17 protein-coding genes are annotated in these 24725 nt (G+C 44.1%); 6 read left to right on the forward strand and 11 right to left on the reverse strand.

Annotated elements, in window-relative coordinates:
- Nucleotides 1-6: 6 nt before the first annotated feature.
- The 3 genes from alr to rne form a co-directional block, all read right to left on the reverse strand.
- On the reverse strand, nucleotides 7-1080 hold the full coding sequence (alr, locus tag HPC40_RS08800) for an alanine racemase (protein WP_408021828.1): 1074 nt from the start codon (nucleotides 1078-1080) through the stop codon (nucleotides 7-9).
- An 11-nt stretch (nucleotides 1081-1091) separates the two neighbouring features.
- Nucleotides 1092-2507: a replicative DNA helicase gene (locus tag HPC40_RS08805; RefSeq protein ID WP_208119126.1), complete on the reverse strand. Its 1416-nt coding sequence runs from the start codon at nucleotides 2505-2507 to the stop codon at nucleotides 1092-1094.
- A gap of 114 nt (nucleotides 2508-2621) precedes the next feature.
- On the reverse strand, nucleotides 2622-5564 hold the full coding sequence (gene rne, locus HPC40_RS08810; RefSeq protein ID WP_208119127.1) for a ribonuclease E: 2943 nt from the start codon (nucleotides 5562-5564) through the stop codon (nucleotides 2622-2624).
- Nucleotides 5565-5985: 421 nt separating this feature from the next.
- Between rne and rluC the strand changes: the two genes are divergently transcribed.
- The gene (rluC, locus tag HPC40_RS08815; protein ID WP_208119128.1) at nucleotides 5986-6927 is read left to right on the forward strand and encodes a 23S rRNA pseudouridine(955/2504/2580) synthase RluC; all 942 of its coding nucleotides are present in this window, start codon (nucleotides 5986-5988) and stop codon (nucleotides 6925-6927) included.
- Here rluC and recD read toward each other — a convergent pair.
- From recD to HPC40_RS08855, 8 genes are all read right to left on the reverse strand, one after another.
- Nucleotides 6924-8822 carry an exodeoxyribonuclease V subunit alpha gene (recD, locus tag HPC40_RS08820; RefSeq protein ID WP_208119129.1) on the reverse strand — a complete coding sequence of 633 codons (1899 nt, stop codon included), beginning with the start codon at nucleotides 8820-8822 and terminating at the stop codon, nucleotides 6924-6926. The two genes, rluC and recD, sit on opposite strands and share 4 nt — an antisense overlap.
- Nucleotides 8823-8824: 2 nt before the next feature.
- Complete coding sequence (gene recB / locus HPC40_RS08825; protein WP_208119130.1) at nucleotides 8825-12436, reverse strand: exodeoxyribonuclease V subunit beta; 3612 nt, start codon at nucleotides 12434-12436, stop codon at nucleotides 8825-8827.
- A gap of 10 nt (nucleotides 12437-12446) precedes the next feature.
- The gene (locus HPC40_RS08830; protein ID WP_208119131.1) at nucleotides 12447-12803 is read right to left on the reverse strand and encodes a DsrE/DsrF/TusD sulfur relay family protein; all 357 of its coding nucleotides are present in this window, start codon (nucleotides 12801-12803) and stop codon (nucleotides 12447-12449) included.
- A 54-nt stretch (nucleotides 12804-12857) separates the two neighbouring features.
- Complete coding sequence (locus HPC40_RS08835) at nucleotides 12858-13394, reverse strand: YgjV family protein (protein ID WP_328805317.1); 537 nt, start codon at nucleotides 13392-13394, stop codon at nucleotides 12858-12860.
- A gap of 59 nt (nucleotides 13395-13453) precedes the next feature.
- Nucleotides 13454-14773 (reverse strand): TRAP transporter large permease, encoded by a 1320-nt coding sequence (locus tag HPC40_RS08840; protein WP_208119132.1) that lies wholly within the window; start codon nucleotides 14771-14773, stop codon nucleotides 13454-13456.
- Between the two features lie 2 nt (nucleotides 14774-14775).
- The gene (locus HPC40_RS08845; RefSeq protein WP_208119133.1) at nucleotides 14776-15273 is read right to left on the reverse strand and encodes a TRAP transporter small permease; all 498 of its coding nucleotides are present in this window, start codon (nucleotides 15271-15273) and stop codon (nucleotides 14776-14778) included.
- A gap of 19 nt (nucleotides 15274-15292) precedes the next feature.
- Nucleotides 15293-16282: a TRAP transporter substrate-binding protein gene (locus tag HPC40_RS08850; protein WP_208119134.1), complete on the reverse strand. Its 990-nt coding sequence runs from the start codon at nucleotides 16280-16282 to the stop codon at nucleotides 15293-15295.
- A gap of 191 nt (nucleotides 16283-16473) precedes the next feature.
- Entirely contained in the window at nucleotides 16474-16800 is a 327-nt protein-coding gene (locus HPC40_RS08855; protein WP_208119135.1) for a cupin domain-containing protein, read from the reverse strand.
- Between the two features lie 154 nt (nucleotides 16801-16954).
- Here HPC40_RS08855 and glnE point away from each other — a divergent pair, with 154 nt between their 5' ends.
- The 5 genes from glnE to HPC40_RS08880 all read left to right on the forward strand — a co-directional run bounded on the left by glnE (nucleotide 16955) and on the right by HPC40_RS08880 (nucleotide 24694).
- Nucleotides 16955-19882 carry a bifunctional [glutamate--ammonia ligase]-adenylyl-L-tyrosine phosphorylase/[glutamate--ammonia-ligase] adenylyltransferase gene (gene glnE / locus HPC40_RS08860; protein WP_208119136.1) on the forward strand — a complete coding sequence of 976 codons (2928 nt, stop codon included), beginning with the start codon at nucleotides 16955-16957 and terminating at the stop codon, nucleotides 19880-19882.
- Nucleotides 19883-19928: 46 nt separating this feature from the next.
- Nucleotides 19929-21248, forward strand: a complete 1320-nt coding sequence (gene argA, locus HPC40_RS08865) for an amino-acid N-acetyltransferase (RefSeq protein WP_208119137.1) — start codon at nucleotides 19929-19931, stop codon at nucleotides 21246-21248.
- Nucleotides 21238-21909, forward strand: coding sequence for a hypothetical protein (locus HPC40_RS08870; RefSeq protein WP_208119138.1), 672 nt, complete (start codon nucleotides 21238-21240; stop codon nucleotides 21907-21909). The genes argA and HPC40_RS08870 overlap by 11 nt, the downstream gene beginning before the upstream one ends.
- Nucleotides 21910-22117: 208 nt before the next feature.
- On the forward strand, nucleotides 22118-23224 hold the full coding sequence (locus tag HPC40_RS08875; protein WP_208119139.1) for a factor H binding protein domain-containing protein: 1107 nt from the start codon (nucleotides 22118-22120) through the stop codon (nucleotides 23222-23224).
- 57 nt (nucleotides 23225-23281) lie between these two features.
- Nucleotides 23282-24694 carry a porin family protein gene (locus tag HPC40_RS08880; RefSeq protein ID WP_208119140.1) on the forward strand — a complete coding sequence of 471 codons (1413 nt, stop codon included), beginning with the start codon at nucleotides 23282-23284 and terminating at the stop codon, nucleotides 24692-24694.
- Nucleotides 24695-24725 lie beyond the last annotated feature (31 nt).

A 24725-nucleotide genomic window follows, 5' to 3' on the forward strand; every position in this document is an offset into this window, starting at 1 on the left:
ATGTTTTTATACATATTCTCGATTAACACGTGAACTCAGTCGTGTTACCAATTCATAACTGATCATACCTAAATGCTGAGCAATTTCCTCAATCGGTAAATCAGCTCCCCAAAAAATCACTTCATCGCCAATCTCTGCATGCTCTTGCCCGAGATCAACAGTAAGCATATCCATAGATACTTTTCCAACGATGGGAAAACGTTTGCCATTAATAACAACGGGGGTATTATCTTTTAAATCGCGTGGAAAACCATCGCCATAGCCCATCGCAACCACGGCAATGGTTGTCTCTTTTTCACTAATCCAACGCCCGCCATAGCCCACAGGCTCGCCTGCTTTTAGGCGTTTTAAGGCAATAATATTCGAACTTAACTGCATCACGCTCGTGAGTGCATAATGTTTCGCTGTCTGCACCTTGTCATCAGGTGCGATACCATAGAGAATAATGCCAGGACGAACGTAATCGTAATGCGCCGATGGCCAGAATAAAATGCCATTGGATGCTGATAAACTACGCGCACCTTGCAAATCGCCGATAGCATCTTCAAAGCGGGCAATTTGAATTGCGGTATAATCACTTTGTCTATCATCAGCACGACTAAAATGGCTAACAAATCCAATTTCACGCACCTTGCCACACGCCATTAAACGCGCATAGACCTCCGCCACTTCATTCGCCGAAAAGCCTAAACGGTGCATACCTGTATCAATTTTAATCCAAACCTTGATTTGCCCACAAAGTGCGGTTTGTTCTAGTGCGTGCAATTGGTAATGGCTATGAATGACTGGCTGTAAATCATATTCCGGCAAATAGCCCACATCTTCTGAATGAAAAAATCCTTCTAACAATAAAATGGGATTTTCAATGCCATTGCGTCGCAATGTTATTGCTTCTTTTAAATGGGCAACACCAAAGCCGTCCGCACTGTCTTGTAGTGCTTTCGCCACCGCAAGCATGCCATGTCCATAGGCGTTAGCTTTAACAATCGCAATACATTGACTACCAGCAGCAAGCTGCTTAATTTTTGCAAGATTTTCTTGCAAGGCGGCTAATTGAATCGTGGCTTTTGCGCCATATATTTTTTGCATCACTATTCTTCTTCATTATACGCAGGACCATCATAATTATCGAAACGGGAAAAACGTCCATTAAATGTCAACCGCACTTTGCCTATCGGCCCGTTTCGCTGTTTACCAATGATAATCTCTGCCACATTTTTAAATTCACTATGTTCGTTATATACCTCATCACGGTAAATGAACATAATTAAATCGGCATCTTGCTCAATCGAACCTGATTCCCGCAAATCTGAGTTCACAGGACGCTTATCGGCTCGGTTTTCCAAACTACGGTTAAGCTGAGAAAGGGCGATCACAGGCACTTCTAATTCTTTCGCCAATGCTTTGAGTGAGCGTGAAATTTCGGCAATTTCTAATGTGCGGTTTTCACTGTAACCTGGTGCTCGCATGAGCTGCAAATAATCCACCATAATCAAGCTCAATCCCCCATTTTCTCGATACACTCGGCGTGCACGCGAGCGTAATTCTGTTGGCGTTAAACCCGACGAATCATCAATATATAAATTGCCACGATCTGACATCATCTGCACAACGCCCGTAATACGAGACCACTCATCATCATCGGTTATCCGCCCTGTCCGCACTTTGGTTTGATCGACCCTTGCCAGAGAGGCAAGCATACGCATCGCAATAGAATCCGAAGGCATTTCAAGGCTGAATACCAACACGGGTTTATCTTCGCTCATCATTGCGTTTTCGCATAAATTCATGGCAAACGTGGTTTTTCCCATAGATGGGCGTGCTGCAACAATAATCAAATCTGATTTTTGCAAGCCTGTTGTTTTAAGATCTAAACTCGTGTAACCCGTAGAAACACCTGTAACGCCGTTATTGTTTTTCGCTCGCGACAAGACTTCAATTTTTTGTAACGTATCATCTAAGATATCCACGATACGTTTTGGCCCTTCTTTAGCGTTATTCGTGCGTTTTTCGGCAATATCAAAAATTTGTTTTTCCGCATTATCGAGTAGTGCTTTAATATCCTGCCCTTTCGGCTCATAATTGCTTTCTACAATGTTCAATGCAGCACCAATCAACTCACGTTGAATGGCTTTTTCACGCACCACATCTGCATAAGTCAACACATTAGCTGCACTGGGAGTATTTTTCGACAATTCTGCTAAATACGCAAACCCCCCCACATCCTCACTAATGCCTTTCTTTTTTAACTGTTGATCAAGCGTGATAATGTCGATTGGCTGATTATTACGCGCCAACGCTTCCATTTCTTGGAAAATCATTCGATGTGCAAAAGTGTAGAAATCATCCGCAATGACATGCTCAATCACATCTTCTAATTTGTCATTGCTTAATAAAATTCCCCCCAGCACCGCCTGCTCTGCTTCAAGAGAATGCGGTGTACTTTTTAACGCTTGGGTTTTGAGATCGTTTTCACTCAACGTTGAAGAAGTGGGTTGCCTTGCCATGAAAAAATCCTACACTGTAAAAGGAAGTGTATTATAGCAAATTATTTTTAAGAAATGATAAGCAAAGTATCATTCCTGAAAAAATAAACCCCCAATGATCATTGGGGGCTTTTTCTAGTTCGCTTGACGTGCTTCAACACTGATATGGCTTGTGGCACTATGCACACCTGCACCACCATCACCTTTAAAGCGATAACGTGAGGCTTGCCATTCAACGATCGCAAATGGCTCACTGCCTGCTTGTGCTTTCGCTTGTGTCATTGCCGTTTTTACATGCGCCACACGAGAATATGTGCCATATTGTGCGGGATCGTTGACCGCACTTTGTGGTTGAGCATTATCCACTTTGGCAATCACCTCCTGCACGCTAACCTCTTTTACCACCCTGCGTGATGGCTGCTGTTCCGCTTCATGTTGCTGCAATACACTATTTGATGCCTGCAATTTTTTCTCAACCGACTCATTAGCTGGCTGCGTAATGAAGCCTAATGGCAATGCACTTTGGTCTTTCACCACACAAGACACCGCAGGAACAGTTATGCCAGAACCGTATTTCTCAGCATTACGCTTTGCTTTCTCTTCATCACTAAGCTCGCCAACCGCACTTTGCGATTCTTGGGTTTCTTGCTGCTCAAGCAGTTGCTCAACAGGTACAAATGGCATTTCCTCTTCTTCCAGCAAGGTTGAACGATCAATCCATACTTTACCACTAGCCAGTTCAGGCGACATCACCGCCATTGTCAATGGCATTGGGCTGACCAGTTCGCTCGTTTGACGACGGCGACGCTGACTACCTGTGCGTAAATGCCGCGGTGTGCGACGACGGCGTTGAGTGCGATTGCGTCCCTCGTCATTTTTCACTGAAGGCTCGTCAATGACTTCATCACTCACAGCAACCGCACTTTGTAGCGGTGCATCTTGCGCTAAGTCAGATTGTTCAAATGCAATAGCTGGATCTGATGATGTACGCACTTCAGTTACAGTGGTATTTTCTGGTGTGCCATCGCTGGTCAACCGCACTTTTTGACGCAAATTGCGACGTTCACGCCGTGCCACAACCTGTTTTTCAGTCTCTTCTTTTTCAAGATCAACCCGTTCAACGACTTGCGACGTGGTATTTGCGGTATTGTTCTCATTTCGACGGCGTGTGCGACGTGAATTAGTACGCGCTTTGCGTTCTTCCCCATTTTCATCGCGTTTGCCATTTTTCGCTTTATCTGCACTGTTGTCTTGGGTACGCTCAGATCTACGGCTATGATTACGACGATCTTGGCGACGACGCTGATTCGGCTGACGTTTTTCTGGCTTTTTCTCTGGTTCTGCTTCACTTGCAAATAATGCTTTCACCCGTGCCCACAAGCGTGCTAACAGTGATGGTTCACTGCGTTTTTGGCTCGCTGAATAAGGCGATGCACTTGGCATATTTAACTCACCTGCCGCCGCTTTTTCTAATACAGATTCAACCGTCACCGCAGCAGTATCAGGTGATGCCTGTTCCGCAATGGTGTCTTGATAAGTTGACTGACCGCTCTCTTCATGCTGCGCATGATACTGCGTTAAATTGTAGCTCAGCATATTTGCCATTTCGCCTTCACGCATTCGGAATACCGAAAAGTGCGGTGTTTCCATTTGCTCGTTCGGCACAACAACAATTTCAACATCGTGGCGTTTTTCAATGTTGTAGATGGCTTTACGCTTTTCATTTAATAGATAAGAGGCAATTTCCACTGGCACGATAGTATGCACTTGTGAAGTGTTTTCTTTTAACGCTTCCTCTTCCAATAAACGCAAAATAGATAAAGATAAAGACTCATTATCACGCACTTTACCCGTACCTTGACAACGAGGACAAATATGATGCGACGACTCCCCTAATGATGGGCTTAAACGTTGACGTGACATTTCCAGCAAGCCAAAACGTGAAATTCGGCTAATTTGAATGCGCGCGCGATCTTGTCGCACGGCATCACGCACACGATTTTCAACTTCACGCTGATGACGCACTGGTGTCATATCAATAAAATCAATGACAATTAAACCGCCCAAATCACGCAACCGCAATTGGCGTGCAATTTCATCTGCCGCTTCTAAATTGGTATTAAGTGCGGTTTCTTCAATATCACCGCCGCGCGTGGAGCGTGCTGAGTTGATGTCAATGGCTGTCAACGCTTCAGTAACATCAATGACAATCGAACCGCCTGATGGCAACCGCACTTCACGTTGGAATGCCGATTCAATTTGGGATTCAATTTGATAATGACTAAATAGCGGCACTTCACCTTGATACAGTTTAATGCGATTAGCAAAATCAGGGCGGATTAATTTAATGTGCGCTTTAGCCTTTTCATACACTTTTGCATTATCAATTAAAATTTCACCAATATCGCGACGAAGGTGATCACGAATGGCACGCACTATCACATCACTTTCTTGATGAATTAAAAAGGGTGCTGGACGCGATTGAGAGGCTTGCAAAATCGCTTCCCAATGATGCAATAGCACTTTTAGATCCCACTGCAATTCTTCAGGCGATTTGCCAACGCCCGCGGTGCGAACGATAAGCCCTACACCATCTGGCACATCAAGAGAACTTAGTGCTTCTTTTAGCTCTTGACGCTCTTCACCTTCAATACGACGAGAAATACCGCCAGCACGCGGGTTGTTTGGCATAATAACTAAATAACTACCCGCCAACGAGATGAAGGTTGTCAATGCCGCACCTTTGTTACCGCGCTCTTCTTTACTAATTTGCACGATAACTTCTTGCCCTTCTTTGATCACATCACGAATATTTGGGCGACCTTGAAATGTGTAGCCATCGGGGAAGTATTCTCTCGAAATTTCTTTAAGGGGTAAAAAGCCATGACGCTCTGCACCATAATCGACAAAAGCGGCTTCTAAACTCGGCTCAACACGCGTGATTTTACCTTTGTAGATATTGGCTTTTTTTTGTTCATGCCCAGGATTTTCAATATCCAGGTCGTATAAGCGTTGCCCATCGACTAACGCAACACGCAACTCTTCTTTTTGAGTTGCATTAATTAACATTCTTTTCATTTAAATTTTAAACTCTTTCTCATTTTTTTAATCACTAGATAAATTGTGCTACCTTAGGCCTGATGTCCATATCTTGCCAATCTCCCGATTGTCTTTTGCAGGCGCATTAAAGGCATATCACATGAATAGCAAATGAAAGTGTCAATTGCTCGACAATTTATCCCATTATTTTAAGGCGTGGTGTCTTACGCTATGCTGCACAGCCCTAAACATGTTGCATAACGCACTTCAGGCTTTGCCTTTTATTTAAAAGTGCGGTTTTGCCTATTACATTAATTATAATAAAAGCGTTGTATTATTTCATTTTATCACGGCTTTTGGCAAGCAACCATTTATAAAATTTCATTCTCCATCACATTTTTTCCTGCTTTTTCTGTATAATGATGCAATCACAACCTAACTACTTTTTAAAAGGCGTTTTATGAGCGTTCGTTTTACTACAATTACTCACGATGAAGCAGGGCAACGCATTGACAATTATCTCCTGACTCAACTTAAAGGCGTGCCGAAAAGTTTAATTTATCGCATTATTCGTAAAGGCGAAGTGCGGGTCAATAAGGGGCGAGTGAAACCCGACTATAAATTACAACCTATCGATGTCGTGCGTATTCCGCCTGTAAAAGTCAGTGAAAAAATACAAGCACCAATTTCGAACAAACTTAGCCAAGTCAGTGCCCTCGAGCATGCCATCATTTTTGAAGATGATGTACTATTAGTGTTAAATAAACCGTCTGGCATGGCTGTGCATGGTGGCAGCGGATTGTCTTTTGGCGTTATTGAAGCCCTACGTGCCCTGCGTCCTGAAGCCCGCTTTTTGGAGTTAGTTCATCGTCTTGATCGCGACACATCGGGCATATTGTTAGTAGCTAAAAAACGCTCAGCATTGCGCCATCTACATCAACAGCTGCGTGATAAAACGATACAAAAAGAATATCTTGCTCTTGTGCGTGGACGTTGGCAATCACAGGTAAAATCCATTGATGCCCCTCTCAATAAAAATGAGCTTGCCAGCGGAGAACGCATTGTGCGCGTCAGTGCAGACGGCAAAGCCTCGCAAACGCGGTTTAGTGTGGAAGAACGCTTTGGCGATGTCGCAACCCTCATTAAAGCCATGCCAATCACAGGACGCACCCATCAAATTCGGGTGCATACACAATATGCACAGCATCCCATTGCATTAGATAGTAAATATGGCGACAGTGATTTTGATGCGCGAATGCGAGCATTAGGCTTAACCCGACTCTTTTTGCATGCTTACGCTATTCGCCTTACGCACCCTAAACACGAAAAAACTCTCTATCTTACCGCACCGTTAGATCACAGCCTGAAAGGATTACTAGCAACATTACGAATGCAACACTAAAGTGCGGTCAATGTGCGATATAGCCCACTGCGTCGCTGCACGGGGCTTTGCACGCCAGATTCCCAAACCGCCTTATTCCCAAATACGGCAAATTCTCGCTTAGCGCGTGTAATTGCCGTGTAAAGCAATTCCCGTGTTATCAGGGGCGTATGTGTTGGTGGCAAAACTAATACCGTTTTATCAAATTCGGATCCTTGCGATTTATGCACCGTCATCATAAACGTAGGCTCAAATGCTGGAATTCGGCTTGGTGAAAATGCGATATATTGCTGCTGCCCCTGCTCAAACCACACTTTAAGTTTGCCGTGTTCATCACGCAAGCATAATCCAACATCGCCATTATAAAGTCCAATTACACTATCATTTTGTGTGATCATAATAGGTTTGCCGTGATACCATTCATCACGGTGGGTAAAATGCAACGCACCTTCTCGCTTCAAATGTTCGCTTATTGCTTGGTTTAAATACGTTACGCCAAATTCACCACTACGCAACGCACAGCAATAACGCACTTGTAGAAATGCACGAAAAATCGCATCCACGTCTTCCAACCGCACTTTTGTGTTTTGATGAATGGCATGTAGATAATTTGCATAATCCACACTAGCGTGTGAAATCAACCAATGCAGTGCGCTGCTGGCATGGCGTTTACCATAATCATAACAGTGCAGATCGGGCTTGCGTGCCATGACCGACCAACTCGCTTTTTCACCTCGATTCACCGCATCTGCCAGTGCCTTAATGCCAGAATCCTCGCCAAAGCGGTGGCTTTGTTGTAAATGGCAAACCACATCACGCAACACCCGTCCTATCACCGCACTTTGAACAGATTGCCCTGTTGTCGCAGACAAATAGGCAACACATTCTGGACTAAAACGATCTTGCCCTTGACAAAGTTGTGCTAACACCGCCCCCGACTCCACCGATGCCAGTTGATGTTCATCACCCAATAAAATAATGCGTGCATCCGCACGCACTGCATTAAGCAGCCTAGCAAACCAATTAAGATCAACCATGGAGACTTCATCCACAATCACCACGTCAGCCAATAAGGGATTGGCATGATTAAACCGCACTTTATCTGTTTGCATATTAATGCCGAGCATACGGTGTAATGTTTGCGCTTGACATTCAATTTGATCGGCAAGCTGTGCTTCGTTGCTGGCTTGTGCTGCTTTTGTTAGGTTATGACGAATCGACTCAGTTAAACGGGCCGCTGCCTTGCCCGTTGGGGCTGCCATAGCCACTTTCAGGGCAGTAAGTCCTTGTGCACGTTGCTGATATTGCAATGCGAGTAGTAACTTACAAACGGTCGTGGTTTTGCCCGTACCAGGACCGCCCGCGATGACACAAAATGCACTGCGTAACGCCATCGCTACGGCAATTTTTTGCCAATCAATCCCATCGCAGGGATTAAATAGCTGGTCAAGCAGTTTTTTGATACCGACGAGATCGCCAGGTGGCAGTGGCTGTCTTATACGTTGAAGAATGTGGCGAGCAATTTGCTGTTCATCATCAAAAGTGCGGTAAAAATACAGCAGCCCTTGGGAAAAAACCAACGGTGCTGGTGTAGTATGGGTAAGTGCACTGTGCAAGGCAAGCGTATGTTCCCACTCTGCGGGGGGAATATGCCCAATTGCACTAGCAATATCCGCTAACAATGGCAAATAATTCGGGTCATTTATATCAAAAAATGCACGCTGTTCAAATTCGTGCGGGTCAAGGCAAACACTGCCCATGCGTAAGTCATAGCTTAATTGTGCTGTTAATAATATCGCCAAATTATCGGCGTATTGCGAATGGCTCGTCGGTGCACTGGCAATCATTTTTGCCAATTGGTAATCGATTGGCAAAATCAATTCGGCGTGCTTAAGTTGTTGTAAAATCGCTAGCATTATCACTCCGAAAATAGCTTATCCAGCCCATCAATTAAAGCAAAGTGCGGTTTGTCAAAATAAATGCCCGTTTGACTATTTTCGCCATTCATTCCGCGTAAGAAAAGGTAATACACACCGCCAAAATCACGCTCATAGTGGTAATCAGCTAAGCGATATTTAAGGTAACGATGCAAGGCGAGCGTGTAAAGTAAATATTGCAAATCATAGCGATGTAAGGCAACCACCGCACTAAGCTGCGCTATGTCATAATAAGCCATATCATCGCCAATCAAATTGCTTTTATAATCTACAACATAATACTGCCCCTCATACTCACAAACCAAGTCAATAAAGCCGCGCAACATCCCTTTAAAATCTGTTATCTCAAGTGCTGTCCGTCCTGTTTTAAGCGGATATTGCCTGAGTAATGTATTAAATTTTGCCATATTGACACGCGATGTAATGGAAAGTAAAAACTCCATTTCACGCAGACTTTTCTGAGGCGTAATGTCACGTAAGCACAATGTATTTGGCGAATTCCAAGGCGTATTTAGCATGTTCTCAAACCATAACTGCAACGGCTTCGCCCAATTTTCATCAAGTGCCAACGCCTGCAATGCAAACTGAATATGCGCTTGATTATCCGCCTCGATACGCATATCCCAACGTTGCAATAAAGTATGCAACACATCCCCCGCTCTCGTACCCGCAGGAAAATGAAAGGGAGAATACGCTTCAGTATGTGGTAACGGCTCACTCGCCATGTCAGGCAGTACCAACTGATAATCTAAAGGCTGTTCGGGGGTTTCTGTGAGGCTATCATCAAACGATGTTGCCCCATGCAGATGATTGTGCTGGGCTGAACTCAGGGAAGTAAAACTATGAATACGCCAATCTTTTTCGATCTCCCCCATAAAGTGGGCAGCCTGCCCTTGTTCAAGTGCGGTCTGCGCACGCCAATCTGATGGTTCCATCGCGTCACTGCATATCACCTGATACTGTTCTGGTCGTAAGCTCTCTTGTAATAATGTTCTACTATCAAAACCGCACTTTTGTTTTAAATCAATGCCCAACGCACCACGGCTCAGTAGATAAACCAGCGGGTTCCAACCCCAACTGCTATCGCCAACAGTTTTATTTTGATAAAACTGCGTATAAAGCCCAAGATGAATCTGATAAACCGCACGCGTCAGTGCAACATAAAGCAAACGCATTTCTTCGGCAACATCTTCTCGCAAGATCTGATCCGCTGCGCTGTCATCAAGGGCAATATCTGTTTGCCCTTGATTATTGAATTTTTTTAGCGTATTCGCATGAGAATTTACGCCAAGCCCAATAAAAGGAAGCCAGACCACACCGTATTCCAGCCCTTTAGAGCCGTGAATGGTGACAATTTTCACCAAATCACGTTCGCTTTCAAGGCGTTGGCGTAAAACATCATCGCTCTGTTTTGTTTGGCGAATATGACGATCAAACCACGTTAACAGTGCAAACGGATTTGGCTGCTCGTTCATCTGGGCTTGTAATAGTTCAGCAAGGTGCAAAATATCAGTTATCGCCCGCTCACCGTCAGGTTTCGCCAGAATAGTTTGCGCCAGATTATCATATTGCAAAATAGCGTGAATCATCGGCAACACACCTTGTTTTTGCCATAATTGTTGCCATTCGGTAAAACGTTCTACCCAACTATCCCATAATTGCTCATCATACAGAAGCTGGCTTAAGTGAAAACTGTCGAAATTAAACAACTCACTAGATAGTGCATTTAGCACATGTTGTCGATGATAAGGTGTCAAACACCCTTGTAACACATAAAATAGTATTCGTGCCCAAGGGCTTTGAAAAACCGCACTTTTCTCTGACAAGAACACACTTTGAATACCAAGACTTTGCAATTGAGCCTTGATGAGTTGAGCCTCGTTGCCTGTGCGTACCAAAATGGCAAAATCCTGTGGTGCCAGCGTGATTCTGTCTCCTTGTTGATTTTCGCCCCAAAGTGTTCCTTGTGCACAATGTTGCAAATAGTGCTGCACACTTATCGCACAGGCTTGTGCTTGTGTTTGTTTGAATTGGTCCTTGTTCTTCACATCACTTAATATGGCACACAAGGGAGGCTGAACGTCCCCATTAAGTAAAAATGCGGTTTTGCTTCCCGCTGAATGCACAGGGGAAAATGCAATATCAGACACTATAAATGCGTTATCACATGCACTGAATAGCTGATTAACAACGTCAACCGCACTTTCACTCGATCGCCAATTCGTCGCCAATGTAAATTCTCGCGCAGTACGTTTTTTAGCATTGAGATAGGTGTAAATATCAGCACTACGGAAACGGTAAATTGACTGTTTAGGATCGCCAATCATAATCAAGCCAATAGTCGGCTGTGGTGCATCAAGATACAGTTTTTCGAGAATGTGAAATTGCTCGCTGTCCGTATCCTGAAACTCGTCCACCATCGCAAACGGGAACTGTAAACGTATTAATTGCGCCAATCGCTCACCATGCACACTTTGCAACGCTTGGCGTAAACGTGTGAGCAAATCGGCAAAGCTCATTTCACTGTGTTGGCGAGAATAATGTTGCTGTTTTTCTCGCACTGCCAATACATAATGCCAATGCAATGCGTTATGAATGCCCTTGCTATTAAATTGCGCCAAGGCGTCTATGAGATGATCAATGGCAACGAAAAAAGGATGCTCTGGCGGGATTTTACCTTTCTTGGTTTTACTAGTCAGATTTTTTTGCGAAAGATAATGAATCGCTTTAGTGTCATCAAAATCAACCGCACTTTCAAGCCAGCATTCAACGGCATGCAACTTGGTTTCCAGTTGGTTTGCACGATAGGAATTGGCATTTAGCTGCCCTTGACTGATGCTCTCGGAAATGAGCGCGTAAACCGCACTTTTAACGTGATACCATTGGGCTTTCACATCAGCAATCTGGATATTAATTTCATGAATATGCTTGATAAGTTGCTCAAATGATGCAATAGTTTTTAGCGGTAATTCGCCTTCTAGCAGAGGTGAAATTCGTTGTAATACCGCTTCGGGGCTTTGCAAATATTTGTGCACATAACGGCTGACAACCGCACTTTGTGGGTAATACGTCTCACGCCAATACTCACGACAAAATTGCAAATAGCGTTGTCTGAGATCATCTTCTGAGATTAGTGTAGCATTAAAATGAATATCAGCATCAAACGCATAACGGTTAAGCATGCGTCGGCAAAAGCCGTGAATGGTAAAAATCGCCGCAGAATCCATATTCTGCTGCGCCATATCTAAACGTAAAATCGCAGTATCAACATCGTCTTGCAGGTGGGCAAATAGTGCTAATAAAAAGGGATCGCGTGTTATAACCTCACCTGTTTTTTTCCAGTGCTCCAACACATGCAGTAACTCAACTATACGTGCTCGAATGCGTTCTTTTAACTCCTGAGTTGCGGCTTCGGTAAACGTCATGACTAAAATCTGTTCAACGTTAAGTGCTCGCCCAAACATATTTTCCCCGATATTTAACAACAACCGTAAATACAGTGCCGCCATCGTATAGGTTTTGCCCGTGCCTGCTGAGGCTTCAATTAATGATGTGCCCACCAACGGGTGTGAGAATGGATCAAGTGGCTGCATATTGATGAGCCTAAAATGATAAGACTTTATCTGCCCATAATGTCCATTGGCTTAAGTCGCCCAATGTGCCTACACTAACGCCCTCGGCAAGTGGAAGATCTGTGATGCCGCGTGCATTAGTACACGTTTTGCACAGCTTAACCTCTCCTCCAAAACTGGTAATAATTTCAAGTGCTTGCTGCACATTATATCCTTCGCTTGGGTTTTGTTTATCTAGTCCAGCCACGACCGCATCAGAAAGGAGAAATAACTTAATCTCGACCGCACTTTTATGTTCTTCTTGCAACATAATGGCTAAGCGTAAGGCATTAAAAAGATTTTCACTGCCATAAGGTGCGCTATTGATAATAAACAGTAATTTTTGCATAACGTCTCTCCTATTTTTGCTCACAATAAACGCCTTTCTAATAAAAATCAATGCTTAGTGAGTAACGCTACGCTCAACTGCGCGTGCTTTTAACAACCGAAAAATCGTGATGATATTCATCGTCATAACCGTACTTTCAAGCAAGACACCACCAATGGATCCAACAATAATATTATTGGTCATCCAACAAATGGAACCAAATAACATTACAAGTCGCATTTTAATGCCCGTTAGCAAAAACAAGGCAATGGTACCTGTTGCGGTACCGACAATAGGAAATAAGCTCCACCAATGTTCAGAGATATAAAGCCCAAAACCAACGGCAACTGCAACAAAAGCAAAGGCAACATAGGCTGAATTAATAAAGATGGAGGTAGCCGTGCGACACGCGGCGATGAAAGAACTCAGCGCAGAAATGGGAGAACCTAGGAGATAAAAGTGCAACATATAGGTCAGATTTAAAATGACCATAATAATTTTAAACCGTTTATCGTTGCGTTGATAAAAGACTAAAATGCCAAGAAAAAAGACCAAAATCCCTAGCCATTGGGCAAAAGAGAGATTGATAATGTAATGTAGATACTCGTTCACACTGCCTCACAAAATAAAAAGCGCCATTATTGAAATGGCGCATATAGGATACAACGTTATTATACAATGCCCAATAAATTTGGTAAGAATAATGAAATTTGTGGAATATATGTTACCGCAAGTAATGATACTAAGAGCACGATAAAGAAAGGTAACATCGGCTTAATAATATCTTGCAGCCGCACCCCCGCCACCGAACACCCAACAAAGAGTGCACTACCAACAGGTGGAGTACATAGACCGATACATAAGTTAAAGATCATCATTATACCAAAGTGAATTGGATCCATACCTAAATCGGTAACAATAGGTAAGAAAATCGGGGTAAAAATGAGCACCGCAGGGGTCATATCCATAAACACCCCAATCACCAATAAGATGACATTGATGATAAACAAAATAACATATAGATTATCAGAAATGCTGGTTAGCAATTCATTAATCATAAATGGAATATCCGCACTTGTCATAATCCATGACATTGCCACTGATACACTGACTAAGAACAGTACAATTGAGGTGGTAACCACCGCATCAAGAATAATTTTTGGCAGATCTTTAAGTTTAATTTCGCGATAAATAATCACTGAGAGGACAAAGGTATAAACCACGGCAATAGCGGATGCTTCGGTTGCCGTGAAAATACCGCCTAAGATACCGCCAATTACCACAATTACCATCAAAATACTTGGAATAGCATCAAGGGTGTACTTCATAAAAATACTAAATGTGATTTTATCTGAAACGGGATACCCACGCTTTTTCGCAAGAATAAAATTCACCACCATGATGGATAATCCCATTAATGCGCCTGGCAAGTAACCGGCCATAAATAATGTCGCAACAGACATACCACCTGCGGTTAACGCATAAACAATCATCACATTTGACGGTGGGATTAATAAGCCTGAAATACAGGATGTAACATTAATAGCTGCAGAATAAGCTGGATCATAACCTGCTTTTTTCTGAATTGGTGCCATTGTTCCACCTACCGCAGCCGCAGCCGCAACCGCAGAACCTGAAATAGAACCAAACATCATATTGGCTAATACATTAACATGCCCAAGAGAGCCAGGAATGCGCCCAACCAATACTTGAGAAAAATTAATCAAACGAATTGCTATCCCACCACTGTTCATCAAAGAACCCGCTAGGATAAAAAATGGAATCGCTAACAACGAAAAGCTATCTAGCCCCGTTGCCATTTTCTGCCCAGCTGTTAATAGTACAATATTCCATGGCAGAATAAAAAAACCTGTTACAATGGTCGAGATCCCAATCGAAAATGAAATTGGAACGCCCGCAAAAACTAAAATAACGAATGACACCAGCATCACAAGCGGTGCAAACCATTCCCAAGAAAGCAACCACTCCATTGTTATACCTCCTCACCGCGTGATAACTTGCCAATATTTTCAATAATAAAAATAATGTTATAGAACATAATCAACAGTCCACTTAGTGGCACTGCCACATAAACATATGCCATTGGCATTTGCATTGATGGCGAGATCTGTCCCATAGCAAATACTTTACTAACCAAGACAGAACCGCCATACACCATAGTGCTGATAGCGAATAGAAAAATGACCACATTAATAAAAATAGCACTGATTTGTTTTTTACGCGCAGTTAAATTATGGGTAAATAAATCAATGGAGAGGTGACGTTGTTGCCCTGTGGTATAAGCTGCACCAAGTAATCCAACCCAAATCATGCTAAAACGCGCAATTTCATCAGTAACAGTACTTGGCATTTCAAGCACGTAACGGCTAAATACCTGCCAAGTCACACATACTACCAACATTACCATAACGATAATCGCAAATACGGCAATGACTCTATCAACACTATTTTTAACTTTTTCTAACAGCATATCGCTACCCTATTACCCATTATTTAGCGTCTTGAATTGACTGAATTTCGTCCACAAACCCGACAAGTTTCGGATCGTTACGGAAGTCATCAAATAATGGTTTTAATGCATCACGGAATGGTTGTTTATCCACTTCAATAAAGGTTACGCCCAATTTTTCGGCTTCTTCTTTAGAACGTGCAGTTTCTTCATCCCACAATTTTTGTTGATATACTTCAGATTCTTGTGCCGCTTCCATAAACAATTTTTGCTGTTCTGGGCTCATTTTATTCCATGCTTTTTCAGAAATAACTAAATAGTCAGGAATTGAAGTATGTTGGTCAGCTGAATAGAATTTAGCCACTTCATCATGACGTGTTGAGGCATAAGATGGAATGTTGTTTTCCGCACCGTCAATTACCCCTTGCTGTAATGACGTGTACACATCACCTAACGGCAATGACACAGGCGAAGCACCAAGCAACTCAATAGATTTATTGGTAGTTGGGGTTGAGATAACACGAATTTTCATACCTTTAAGATCATCTGGAGAATGAACAGGTTTTTTGGTATAGAAACTACGGGTGCCGCCCACATAAGAGGCTACAATACGATAACCATTAGCTTGGGTTTTATCAGCCAATTTTTTACCAATATCACCATAAAGCATACGTTTAAAATGGTCTTCATCTTTGAACAAATATGGTAAGTTAAAGATCGCAAATTCACCAATGAATGGTTCTAATTCACTGGAATTCACTTTCGTCATATCTAAGGCATCATTTTGCACCATTTCCAGAGTTTCACGTGCATCCCCCATTTGACGGCTTGGATATACACGAATAATGATTTCACCATTCGATTTGGCTTTTAAATCTTTCGCCATTTTGTCAATAGCTTTATGTACCACATGGGTTTGCTCAAGATTATGTGCCAATTTAATTGTTACTTTATCAGCCAATGCACCTGTTGACGCAGCGAGCATTGGTAAGGCAACACATAAACTGGTTAATAGGGGTTTAAATTTCATAACTTCTCCTTAAGTTGGGTTAAATTTAACAAAAAGTAAAATAGCATTTTATTTTTTATAAGGTAATCGTAAATTTTTGTTTGTGTGACCATAATCACAAAAATATTTACTAAAATGAACGAACATTATTCACTAGAAAAAAGCCAATAAAAAAGGCTATGAAATCATAGCCTTATATTGTTAAATTTATGTTATTTTTTAACAAAATCTTCACGCATTGGGGTAAAGCAATCTAGCAACACACCTTTTTTCAAACAGCGGCATCCGTGCACAATATTGGGTTCTTTATATAGCACATCACCTGCTTTAACCACTTTGGTTTCATCCCCAATCGTGAATTCAAATTCCCCTGCTAACACATAAGTTAGTTGCTCATGTGGGTGGCTATGCAATGAACCAACAGCACCTTCTTCAAAATAAACTTCCACCGCCATAATATTTGGGCTATAAGCCATAATTTTACGCTGCACACCTGCGCCCAAATCTTCCTTTTTTACCTCATTACCATAAACAAACATAATCACTCCTTAACGATTGCATTTCTCTTCGCAAATAATAATCCAATTTTAATATTGAAACAATATTTTATATTTGACGTTTGATTTTACATAACTTACACACGACGAAAAATACAAAGTGCGGTACACTACATATCATGATCAAGGGGGAAGCATGGAACTAGCACAAACATCACCGCTTAGCACATTATTACAACACCTACAACATACGCAAACACGCGAGCAGATGCATGCCATTGAATGCACACTAAACCGACCAGCATATCGTGCACAGCTTAGCCACGCATTAGCGTTATCGCCATTTGTGATGCGCGTCTTACAGCAACACCCTGAATTGATTTCACACTGGCAAAGCCGCTCCCACATGGAAAGAATGTATAACGAAGAGCTCGACGCAAAACTCTCAACCATTGAGAATGAAACCGAGTTGCACCGCACTTTGCGTCAATTTCGCCACCGTGAAATGGCTTATCTGAGCTTTTGCCAAAGCAATAATATCATGACGGTAGAACAGACCTTTCATGCGCTTTCCTCGCTGGCAGAAACGATCATTACCTTAACAGCTAACTGGCTATATCAAACACTCAGTCAACGTTATGGCACTCCCATGAATCGAGATGGCATTGCTCAACCGTTTATTATTTTAGGCATGGGTAAACTCGGGGGGCGTGAGCTGAATTTTTCCTCAGATATTGATCTGATTTTCACCTTTCCCGAATCGGGCGAAACGGTTGGCGCACGGCGTAGCCTTGACAACGCCCAATTTTTCACACGTCTAGGGCAACGCCTGATTCATGCCCTCGATAACCACACCGCTGATGGCTTTGTCTATCGCACCGATATGCGCCTGCGCCCGTTTGGCGAAGCGGGTGCGCTGGTACTCAATTTTGCCGCCTTAGAAGATTATTACCAAGAACAAGGGCGTGATTGGGAACGCTATGCCCTTATTAAAGCCCGTATTATGGGCGAAAACGCTCACAATGACTATCACCAACAGCTCAAAAACATGCTTCGTCCCTTTATTTACCGCCGCTATATTGATTTCAGTGTCATTCAATCGCTGCGTAATATGAAAGCGATGATCGAGCGTGAAGTGCGTCGCCGTGCACTGGTCAACAACATTAAATTAGGGGCTGGTGGCATCCGTGAAATTGAATTTATCGTGCAAGTGTTTCAACTTATTCGTGGGGGGCGAGATGCACATTTGCAACACCGCGCTTTGCTGGATGTGTTACCGCACTTGGTGCAACTCAATGTGCTTAGTGCTCATGAAGAAGCCATGTTGCGAGCGAGTTATCTCTTCTTACGACGCGTAGAAAACGTGCTGCAAGCCATTGATGACAAACAAACACAAACGCTACCCGACGATGAGCAAAATCGCGCACGGTTAATTGCCGCCTGTGGCGAATATACCCTCAATGATGCCCATGGCAACCGCACTTTTGTCACCACTGGCATTCACGATTGGGCAAGTTTTGAAGCACATTTGCAACAACATCAACGTGCAGTGCGAAACATTTTCGATGACCTGATCGGCGAGGAAGACAGTGCCAGCGAGGAGCAAGAGCAACACAGCGTATGGCAAGATTTTTTCACCTTTGACGAAGACGACATCAATACAACGCTACATCACTTTTCATTAGATGAAAATGCATTAACCTCGACGTTACACCATTTTCAGCAAGAAATTTTACGCCGCCCCATTGGGCAGCGTGGGCGTGAGGTACTTAACAAGCTCGTACCAATGGTGCTTGACCGTACGTTCGCCACAACACAAAGTGCGGTCGTGCTAGAAAATATTCTCAACATCCTCACCCATATCGCCACACGCACCACCTATTTAGAATTGCTGCTTGAATATCCCAATGCGCTGAATATGGTCATCCGCCTCAGTGCGGCGTCGCCAATGATCGCTGAACAAGTGGCGAAATACCCGATTTTGTTAGATGAATTGCTCGACACCCAATCCCTGTTCAATCCGCCACAATTAACCGACTATACCGCACTTTTACAGCGTTATCTGCTCCGCATTCCCGTTGATGATGAGGAGCAACAACTCGACGGTTTACGGCAATTTAAACAAGCCAGCCTCTTGCATATCGCCGCGGCGGATATTCTGGACGTGTTGCCTGTGATGAAAGTTAGCGATCACCTCACCTACCTTGCCCAAGCCATTATTGGCTCGGTCATTTCGCTGGCATGGGAAAAAACGCGCGCACGTTATGGCGTTCCAGCACACCTTGAGGGCGATAACAAAGGCTTTTTAGTGGTCGGCTACGGCAAACTCGGCGGCATTGAGTTGGGGTATAATTCCGATCTAGATCTCGTTTTTTTATACGACAACAGCCAATCCAGTGCCACGATTGGGGGCAAACGCAGTATTGACAGTGAGCAGTTCTATCTTCGCCTTGCACAAAAAATCATCAGTATTTTCAGCCTCAATACACAAGCTGGCGTGCTGTATGAGGTGGATATGCGCCTGCGTCCGTCGGGTGAAGCGGGGCTTTTAGTCAGTGCCTTAACCGCCTATGAAAGCTATCAACAACACGACGCATGGACATGGGAAAAACAAGCACTGGTGCGTGCCCGCGCCATTTATGGGGAAGAGCCACTCAAAGTGCGGTTTGAACAAATTCGTGCACGGGTACTGAGCTGCGAGCGCGATGTTGCCACTCTCGCCCACGAGGTGCTCGCTATGCGTCAAAAAATGTATGCCTATCTTGCCAATGCTCACAACGAATCATTCCACTTAAAACAGGATGTAGGAGGCATTACAGATATTGAATTTCTCGCCCAATTTTTAGTGTTGGCACATGCGCCACACTGCCCAGCCTTGACGACGTGGTCAGATAATGTCCGCATTTTTGATGATATGGCAACCCACCGTATTTTGACCGAAAATGATGCAAATGCCCTGAAAACTTGCTACGTTACACTGCGCAATAAAATTCATCAACTCAGCTTGCAAGGCTGCCCGCCAATTGCGCCAGCCAATGAATTTGAACACGAACGCAACACGGTATGCCAGCTATGGAATCGCATTTTCGCAACCCAAAGTGCGGTTAAAGCTTGCCAAGATTGAATATTTATGCAAAATTAAAGCATATATAAATAAAAGAGACTTGCTTATGAAAGAAACACAACTGGTTGAATGGTTTCGTGAATCCACCCCTTATGTCAATTTGCATCGTGGTAAAACCTTTGTCATTATGCTCGACAGTGCCACGATTAGTGCCTTTCATTTTCGTAATATTTTGCAAGACATCAGCCTGCTCCACAGCCTTGGCATTAAATTGGTTGTAGTATTCGGCGCGCATCAACAAATTAATGCTGCACTGGCAGAAAAAGGGATAACAAGCCCATTTCATCAGCATATTCGCATCACCGATAACCGCACTTTAGATATTGCCAAGCAGGTGGTGGGGAAAATTCAATTTGATATTAGCGGCTACCTCTCACTGCGCGCGGTCAATCTTGGGCATACATCACGCCACATCAATGTGGTCAGCGGCAATTTTGTGACGGCACAACCGATTGGTGTGCTTGATGGTGTAGATTACCAACTCAGTGGCAAAGTGCGCCATATCGACATCAACGCCATTGAGCAACAACTGACCAATAATGCTATCGTGCTACTCAACCCCATTGGCGTATCGGTTACGGGGGAAAATTTTAACCTGCCGTTTGAAGAGATCGCAACACAGGTGGCAATCAAGCTCAACGCCGATAAATTAATTGGCTTTTGCGCCCAAGATGGCATTTTCGACGACAATGGCGAGCTGATCGCCGATCTTTTTCCCGCCATTGCACAGCAGCACTTAGATCACTTAAACCAAAACGGGGAATACAACAGCCCCCAAGCGCGCTTCTTGTCCGCCGCCATTGCCGTGAGCCAAGCGGGTGTCAACCGTGCGCATTTGCTCAATTTTGAAAAAGACGGCACACTGTTGCACGAACTATTCTCCCGTGACGGGGTCGGCACACAAATCTCAATGCAGCAATCGGAAACTATCCGTACCGCCACCGTGGACGACATCGCGGGACTGTTGGCATTAATTTATCCACTGGAGCAGCAAGGCATTTTGGTGAAACGCTCACGCGAGCAGTTGGAAATGGAGATTGATAATTACACCATTATCGATCGTGATGGCGTGATCATCGCTTGTGCAGCATTGAATATTTATGCAGATGAAGCAATGGCAGAAATGGCATGTGTTGCCGTTCACCCAGATTATCGCAATTCATCCCGTGGTGATGTGTTATTTGACGCACTGAAAAAACGGGCGAAAAAGTGCGGTATAAAACGCCTCTTCGTGCTCACCACCCGCACCGTGCACTGGTTTCAAGAGCGTGGTTTCACGCCTGCCGAGATTGCCGACTTGCCAAGCAAAAAACAGGCAACGTACGATCATCAGCGCAAATCGAAAGTGTTAATTTATGATCTCTAACGGCTTTTGGCACTACCACCCCTACCCACCGCTGATTCCACCCAATGCCAACAAGCTGATTGTTGGCACGCTCCCGCCGCCACGTTTTAGCACAGGGGAACTTAAACCCGACGATGTGCCGTTCCCCTACGGCAGCCGTGACGGCTTATTGTGGCGTGTGTTTGGCAAAATTACACAGCACTATTTCACCTTCGTCCCCACGCAAAGTGCGGTCGCCGAACGGCTCGCCTTTTTACACCAGCACCGTCTCGGTATTTGTGATCTCGTTTCCCACTGCTGGCGTGAAAAAGCAGACGCATCCGATCTTGGCATGCGCCACATCCATCTGCGCCCCCTGTTAGCGTATCTACATGCAACGCCAACGCTCACCACCTTATTATTAACAGGTGGCAACAGCCAAAATGGTCCTGAATTTCTGCTCAGAAAATTGCTCAAAACGCACCAGATCACACTGCACCTCATCGACAACAGCGTGCCTCGCCACCACCGTTTCCACGTTGCTAACCGCACTTTTGAGGTCATCTCTCTCACCGCCCCATCGGGTGCTGCCAACCGTGCCATTGGTGCGATGCCTGAATTTAAAGCCCTAAAACACGCTAATCCACACTTCACCACCTTTGATTTCCGTGTCATGCAATACGCAAACTATATCTTGCGCTAATCCCCGAACGCACTTTCACATTTTCACCTCGCCCTCGCAAAACCCAAAGTGCGGTTTGAAAAATATGACAAAGATCAAAAAATTACAAAAAAGATCGCTATCCCATTGTTTTTTTTTTTTAAACTTAGTCCGTTTAAGCAAAATTTCAGCAAAACTGCCTAAACATTACTCAAATTTTCTGTTAAACCTAACGTAAAGGACACAAAAAATGAAACCGACAATCAAAACAACTGCATTGGCTATCCTCATTTCTCTCGGTGCTGTCGCCTGTGGATCGAGTGGTGGTGGAGATTCCTCGTCCAATAACACAACATCACAAACAGAGAAAAAAATCGACAAAGTAAAAGATCAAGCTAATAAAGCCGCTGATAAAGCTAAGCAAGCACAAAAAGACGCTGAAGCCAAAGCCAAAAAAGCAGAAGCCGACGCCAAAGCAAAAGCCGAAGAAGCCGCTAAAAAAGCAGACGAAGAAAGCAAACGCGCCGCCGAAAAAGCCAAAGTAGAGGCACAAAAAGCGAAAGAAGAAGCTCAACGTAAAGCTGAGGAAGCTCGTAAAGCCGAAGAAGCGCGTAAGGCTGAGAAAGCAAAACAAAAAGAATTAAAACTCACTGAGCCAAAATCCTTTGCCTTTGTGAAAAAAGTTGAACAAAATGATAGCGATATTTTTTCCGCAATCGAGAGCGATACAAATATTGACGGAAAACAACAAGGCTTAGAGCGTTTTGTGCTAGCAGACAATTCAGGTTCAGCCGAATCTAACCAAAATATTAACAGTACTTCTATTATCAATGGTAAAAAAACACATATTGACGCTAGTTATGAAACCTACAGCCATAATTTAGCCAATTCAGGAATTGCTGTATTAAGTGCATCAGGTACAGTGAATGATAACAATGCAGAAGGCTTGATGTACCTCTACTCTGGTAAAGCTACAAATGCAAAAGAGATGGCAAAACTATCTGGTTCAGCAAAATATAAAGGGAAAAGCTTTATTGACCAGACAGGTATTCCTGCAGATTTTACTATGACGGCTAATTTTGATAAAAAAGAAGTTTCTGGATTAATCACCGCTAAATTCCATAAACAGATTGGTAACCAAATTGCTCTAGAAAATGCTTCTATTCAAGAAAGAAATAATGAAATTACCTTCTCAGGAAGAGCTCATGATACAGGTAAAGGGAAATTAGATAATGGAAGCACAGGGACCTATGAAGGTAAATTTATGGGGCGCAATGCTGCTGAAGTTGCTGGTTCATTCGAATTAGAAAATAGATGGGGAACTAAAAAAATTGGTGTTTTCCACGGTGCTAAATAAATAACCTAACTTTCTCACAAGCCACTGCTTTGCGGTGGCTTTTTTTGCGATGATGTTATGAAAAAATTATCTATTTTAGCTTTATTGCCGCTCTCGGCAGTGGCGGTTAGCCCGACCTTTCAGCCTGAAGCCGTCACGCAGGTGGCGAAACCTGTTGCGCCTGAGCAGGCGGTGGTGCAAGAAAGTGCGGTTGAGCCGTTGGCGTTTTCCCTCGATGAGTTGGCGCACAATTTGCCACTGTGTGAGCGGGTGTTGAATGTAGCGATTGCCCAACGCCGTTATGATGTGGTGGAACGGGTATTACCGATTTACCGCACGTTTGGTTCGCATGACCCGATTTTGGTGCTGTTTGCCCAAGGGGCGATGGCAAAATCCCATGGCGAATTTGATGCGGCGGTGGCGAAATTTGAGGCCATTCTTGCACGCAATCCGCAGCTCAACCCCGTACGCATTGAACTGGCGACCGCACTTTTTGAAAGCCAGCAAAATAACGCAGCTCGTGCCACATTTGAGCGTGCTCGGGAATTTAATCCACCAGCGGAAATTCACGCCTTGATTAACCACTATCTGCGTGCACTCGATAACCGTGAGCGTTGGCAAATCAACGCCAATGCCAATTATTTACGCACCCACAATGTCAATAATACCAGCAGCGAGCGGCGGATTGAAAACAGTGGCTTTATCAAAAACGACGATATGCTGCCGCAATCGGCGCACGGGCTGGCGTATTCGTTCAACCTCGCCAAAGACTGGAACCTGCGTGAGCACTATTATCTTGCCTTTGAGAACAATCTGTTCGGCAAATATTATTGGGATAACAAAGACTACAACGACGTGCTCAACCGCACTTTGGTAGGGCTTGCGCATAAAAGTGCGGTGCAAACCGTACGCTTGCTGCCGTTTACCGAATGGCGTTGGGTGGCGGGCAGCCGTTATCAACGCAGTGTAGGCGTGCGAGCAGAATGGAACCGCTGGCTGACCAACCGCTGGCAGCTCTCACTGGCGGGGGAGTATGGCAAAGCACACTACCCCGACAATCCTGAGCTGAACGGCTTTAATCAGCTCGGCTCCGCCACGCTGTTGTGGCTGGCTGGCACGAAAACCTATCTCTACACGGGCATAGATGTGAATCGTGAAAAAACCGCCACCCGCAGACTGTCGAACGATACCAAAACCGTGCGACTGGGCATTGGGCAAGACCTGCCGTGGCAGATTGCCACTCGTGTGGGCGTTTCCGTTGCCAAGCGAGATTACAAAGCCACCGCCAAACTCGGCGGCATTCTGCCTCTGGGTAAAGTGCGGTCGGATACCCTTTACAACGCCAACCTCACATTATGGAAGCGAGATTGGCACTGGCAAGGCTTCACCCCAAAACTGCAACTGAGTTGGAAAAAGCAACGCAGCAACCTGCCAACCTTGTATTCCTACACCGAGAAAAACGTCAACCTGATGATTACCCGAGATTTTTAATCACAACGTGCGGTCTGACCGCACTTTTATT

The sequence above is a fragment of the Spirabiliibacterium falconis genome, from assembly GCF_014885015.1.
Classification (GTDB): Bacteria; Pseudomonadota; Gammaproteobacteria; order Enterobacterales; family Pasteurellaceae; genus Spirabiliibacterium; species Spirabiliibacterium falconis.

Excerpts from the sequence above, each read along its gene's own strand:
- HPC40_RS08870 (WP_208119138.1), top strand. The coding sequence starts at position 21,238 with ATGATCTCTAACGGCTTTTGGCACTACCACCCCTACCCACCGCTGATT.
- HPC40_RS08875 (WP_208119139.1), top strand. The coding sequence starts at position 22,118 with ATGAAACCGACAATCAAAACAACTGCATTGGCTATCCTCATTTCTCTC.
- recD (WP_208119129.1), bottom strand. The coding sequence starts at position 8,822 with ATGCTAGCGATTTTACAACAACTTAAGCACGCCGAATTGATTTTGCCA.
- rluC (WP_208119128.1), top strand. The coding sequence starts at position 5,986 with ATGAGCGTTCGTTTTACTACAATTACTCACGATGAAGCAGGGCAACGC.
- rne (WP_208119127.1), bottom strand. The coding sequence starts at position 5,564 with ATGAAAAGAATGTTAATTAATGCAACTCAAAAAGAAGAGTTGCGTGTT.
- HPC40_RS08830 (WP_208119131.1), bottom strand. The coding sequence starts at position 12,803 with ATGCAAAAATTACTGTTTATTATCAATAGCGCACCTTATGGCAGTGAA.
- argA (WP_208119137.1), top strand. The coding sequence starts at position 19,929 with ATGAAAGAAACACAACTGGTTGAATGGTTTCGTGAATCCACCCCTTAT.
- HPC40_RS08805 (WP_208119126.1), bottom strand. The coding sequence starts at position 2,507 with ATGGCAAGGCAACCCACTTCTTCAACGTTGAGTGAAAACGATCTCAAA.
- HPC40_RS08880 (WP_208119140.1), top strand. The coding sequence starts at position 23,282 with ATGAAAAAATTATCTATTTTAGCTTTATTGCCGCTCTCGGCAGTGGCG.
- HPC40_RS08840 (WP_208119132.1), bottom strand. The coding sequence starts at position 14,773 with ATGGAGTGGTTGCTTTCTTGGGAATGGTTTGCACCGCTTGTGATGCTG.
- glnE (WP_208119136.1), top strand. The coding sequence starts at position 16,955 with ATGGAACTAGCACAAACATCACCGCTTAGCACATTATTACAACACCTA.
- HPC40_RS08855 (WP_208119135.1), bottom strand. The coding sequence starts at position 16,800 with ATGTTTGTTTATGGTAATGAGGTAAAAAAGGAAGATTTGGGCGCAGGT.
- HPC40_RS08845 (WP_208119133.1), bottom strand. The coding sequence starts at position 15,273 with ATGCTGTTAGAAAAAGTTAAAAATAGTGTTGATAGAGTCATTGCCGTA.
- HPC40_RS08850 (WP_208119134.1), bottom strand. The coding sequence starts at position 16,282 with ATGAAATTTAAACCCCTATTAACCAGTTTATGTGTTGCCTTACCAATG.
- recB (WP_208119130.1), bottom strand. The coding sequence starts at position 12,436 with ATGCAGCCACTTGATCCATTCTCACACCCGTTGGTGGGCACATCATTA.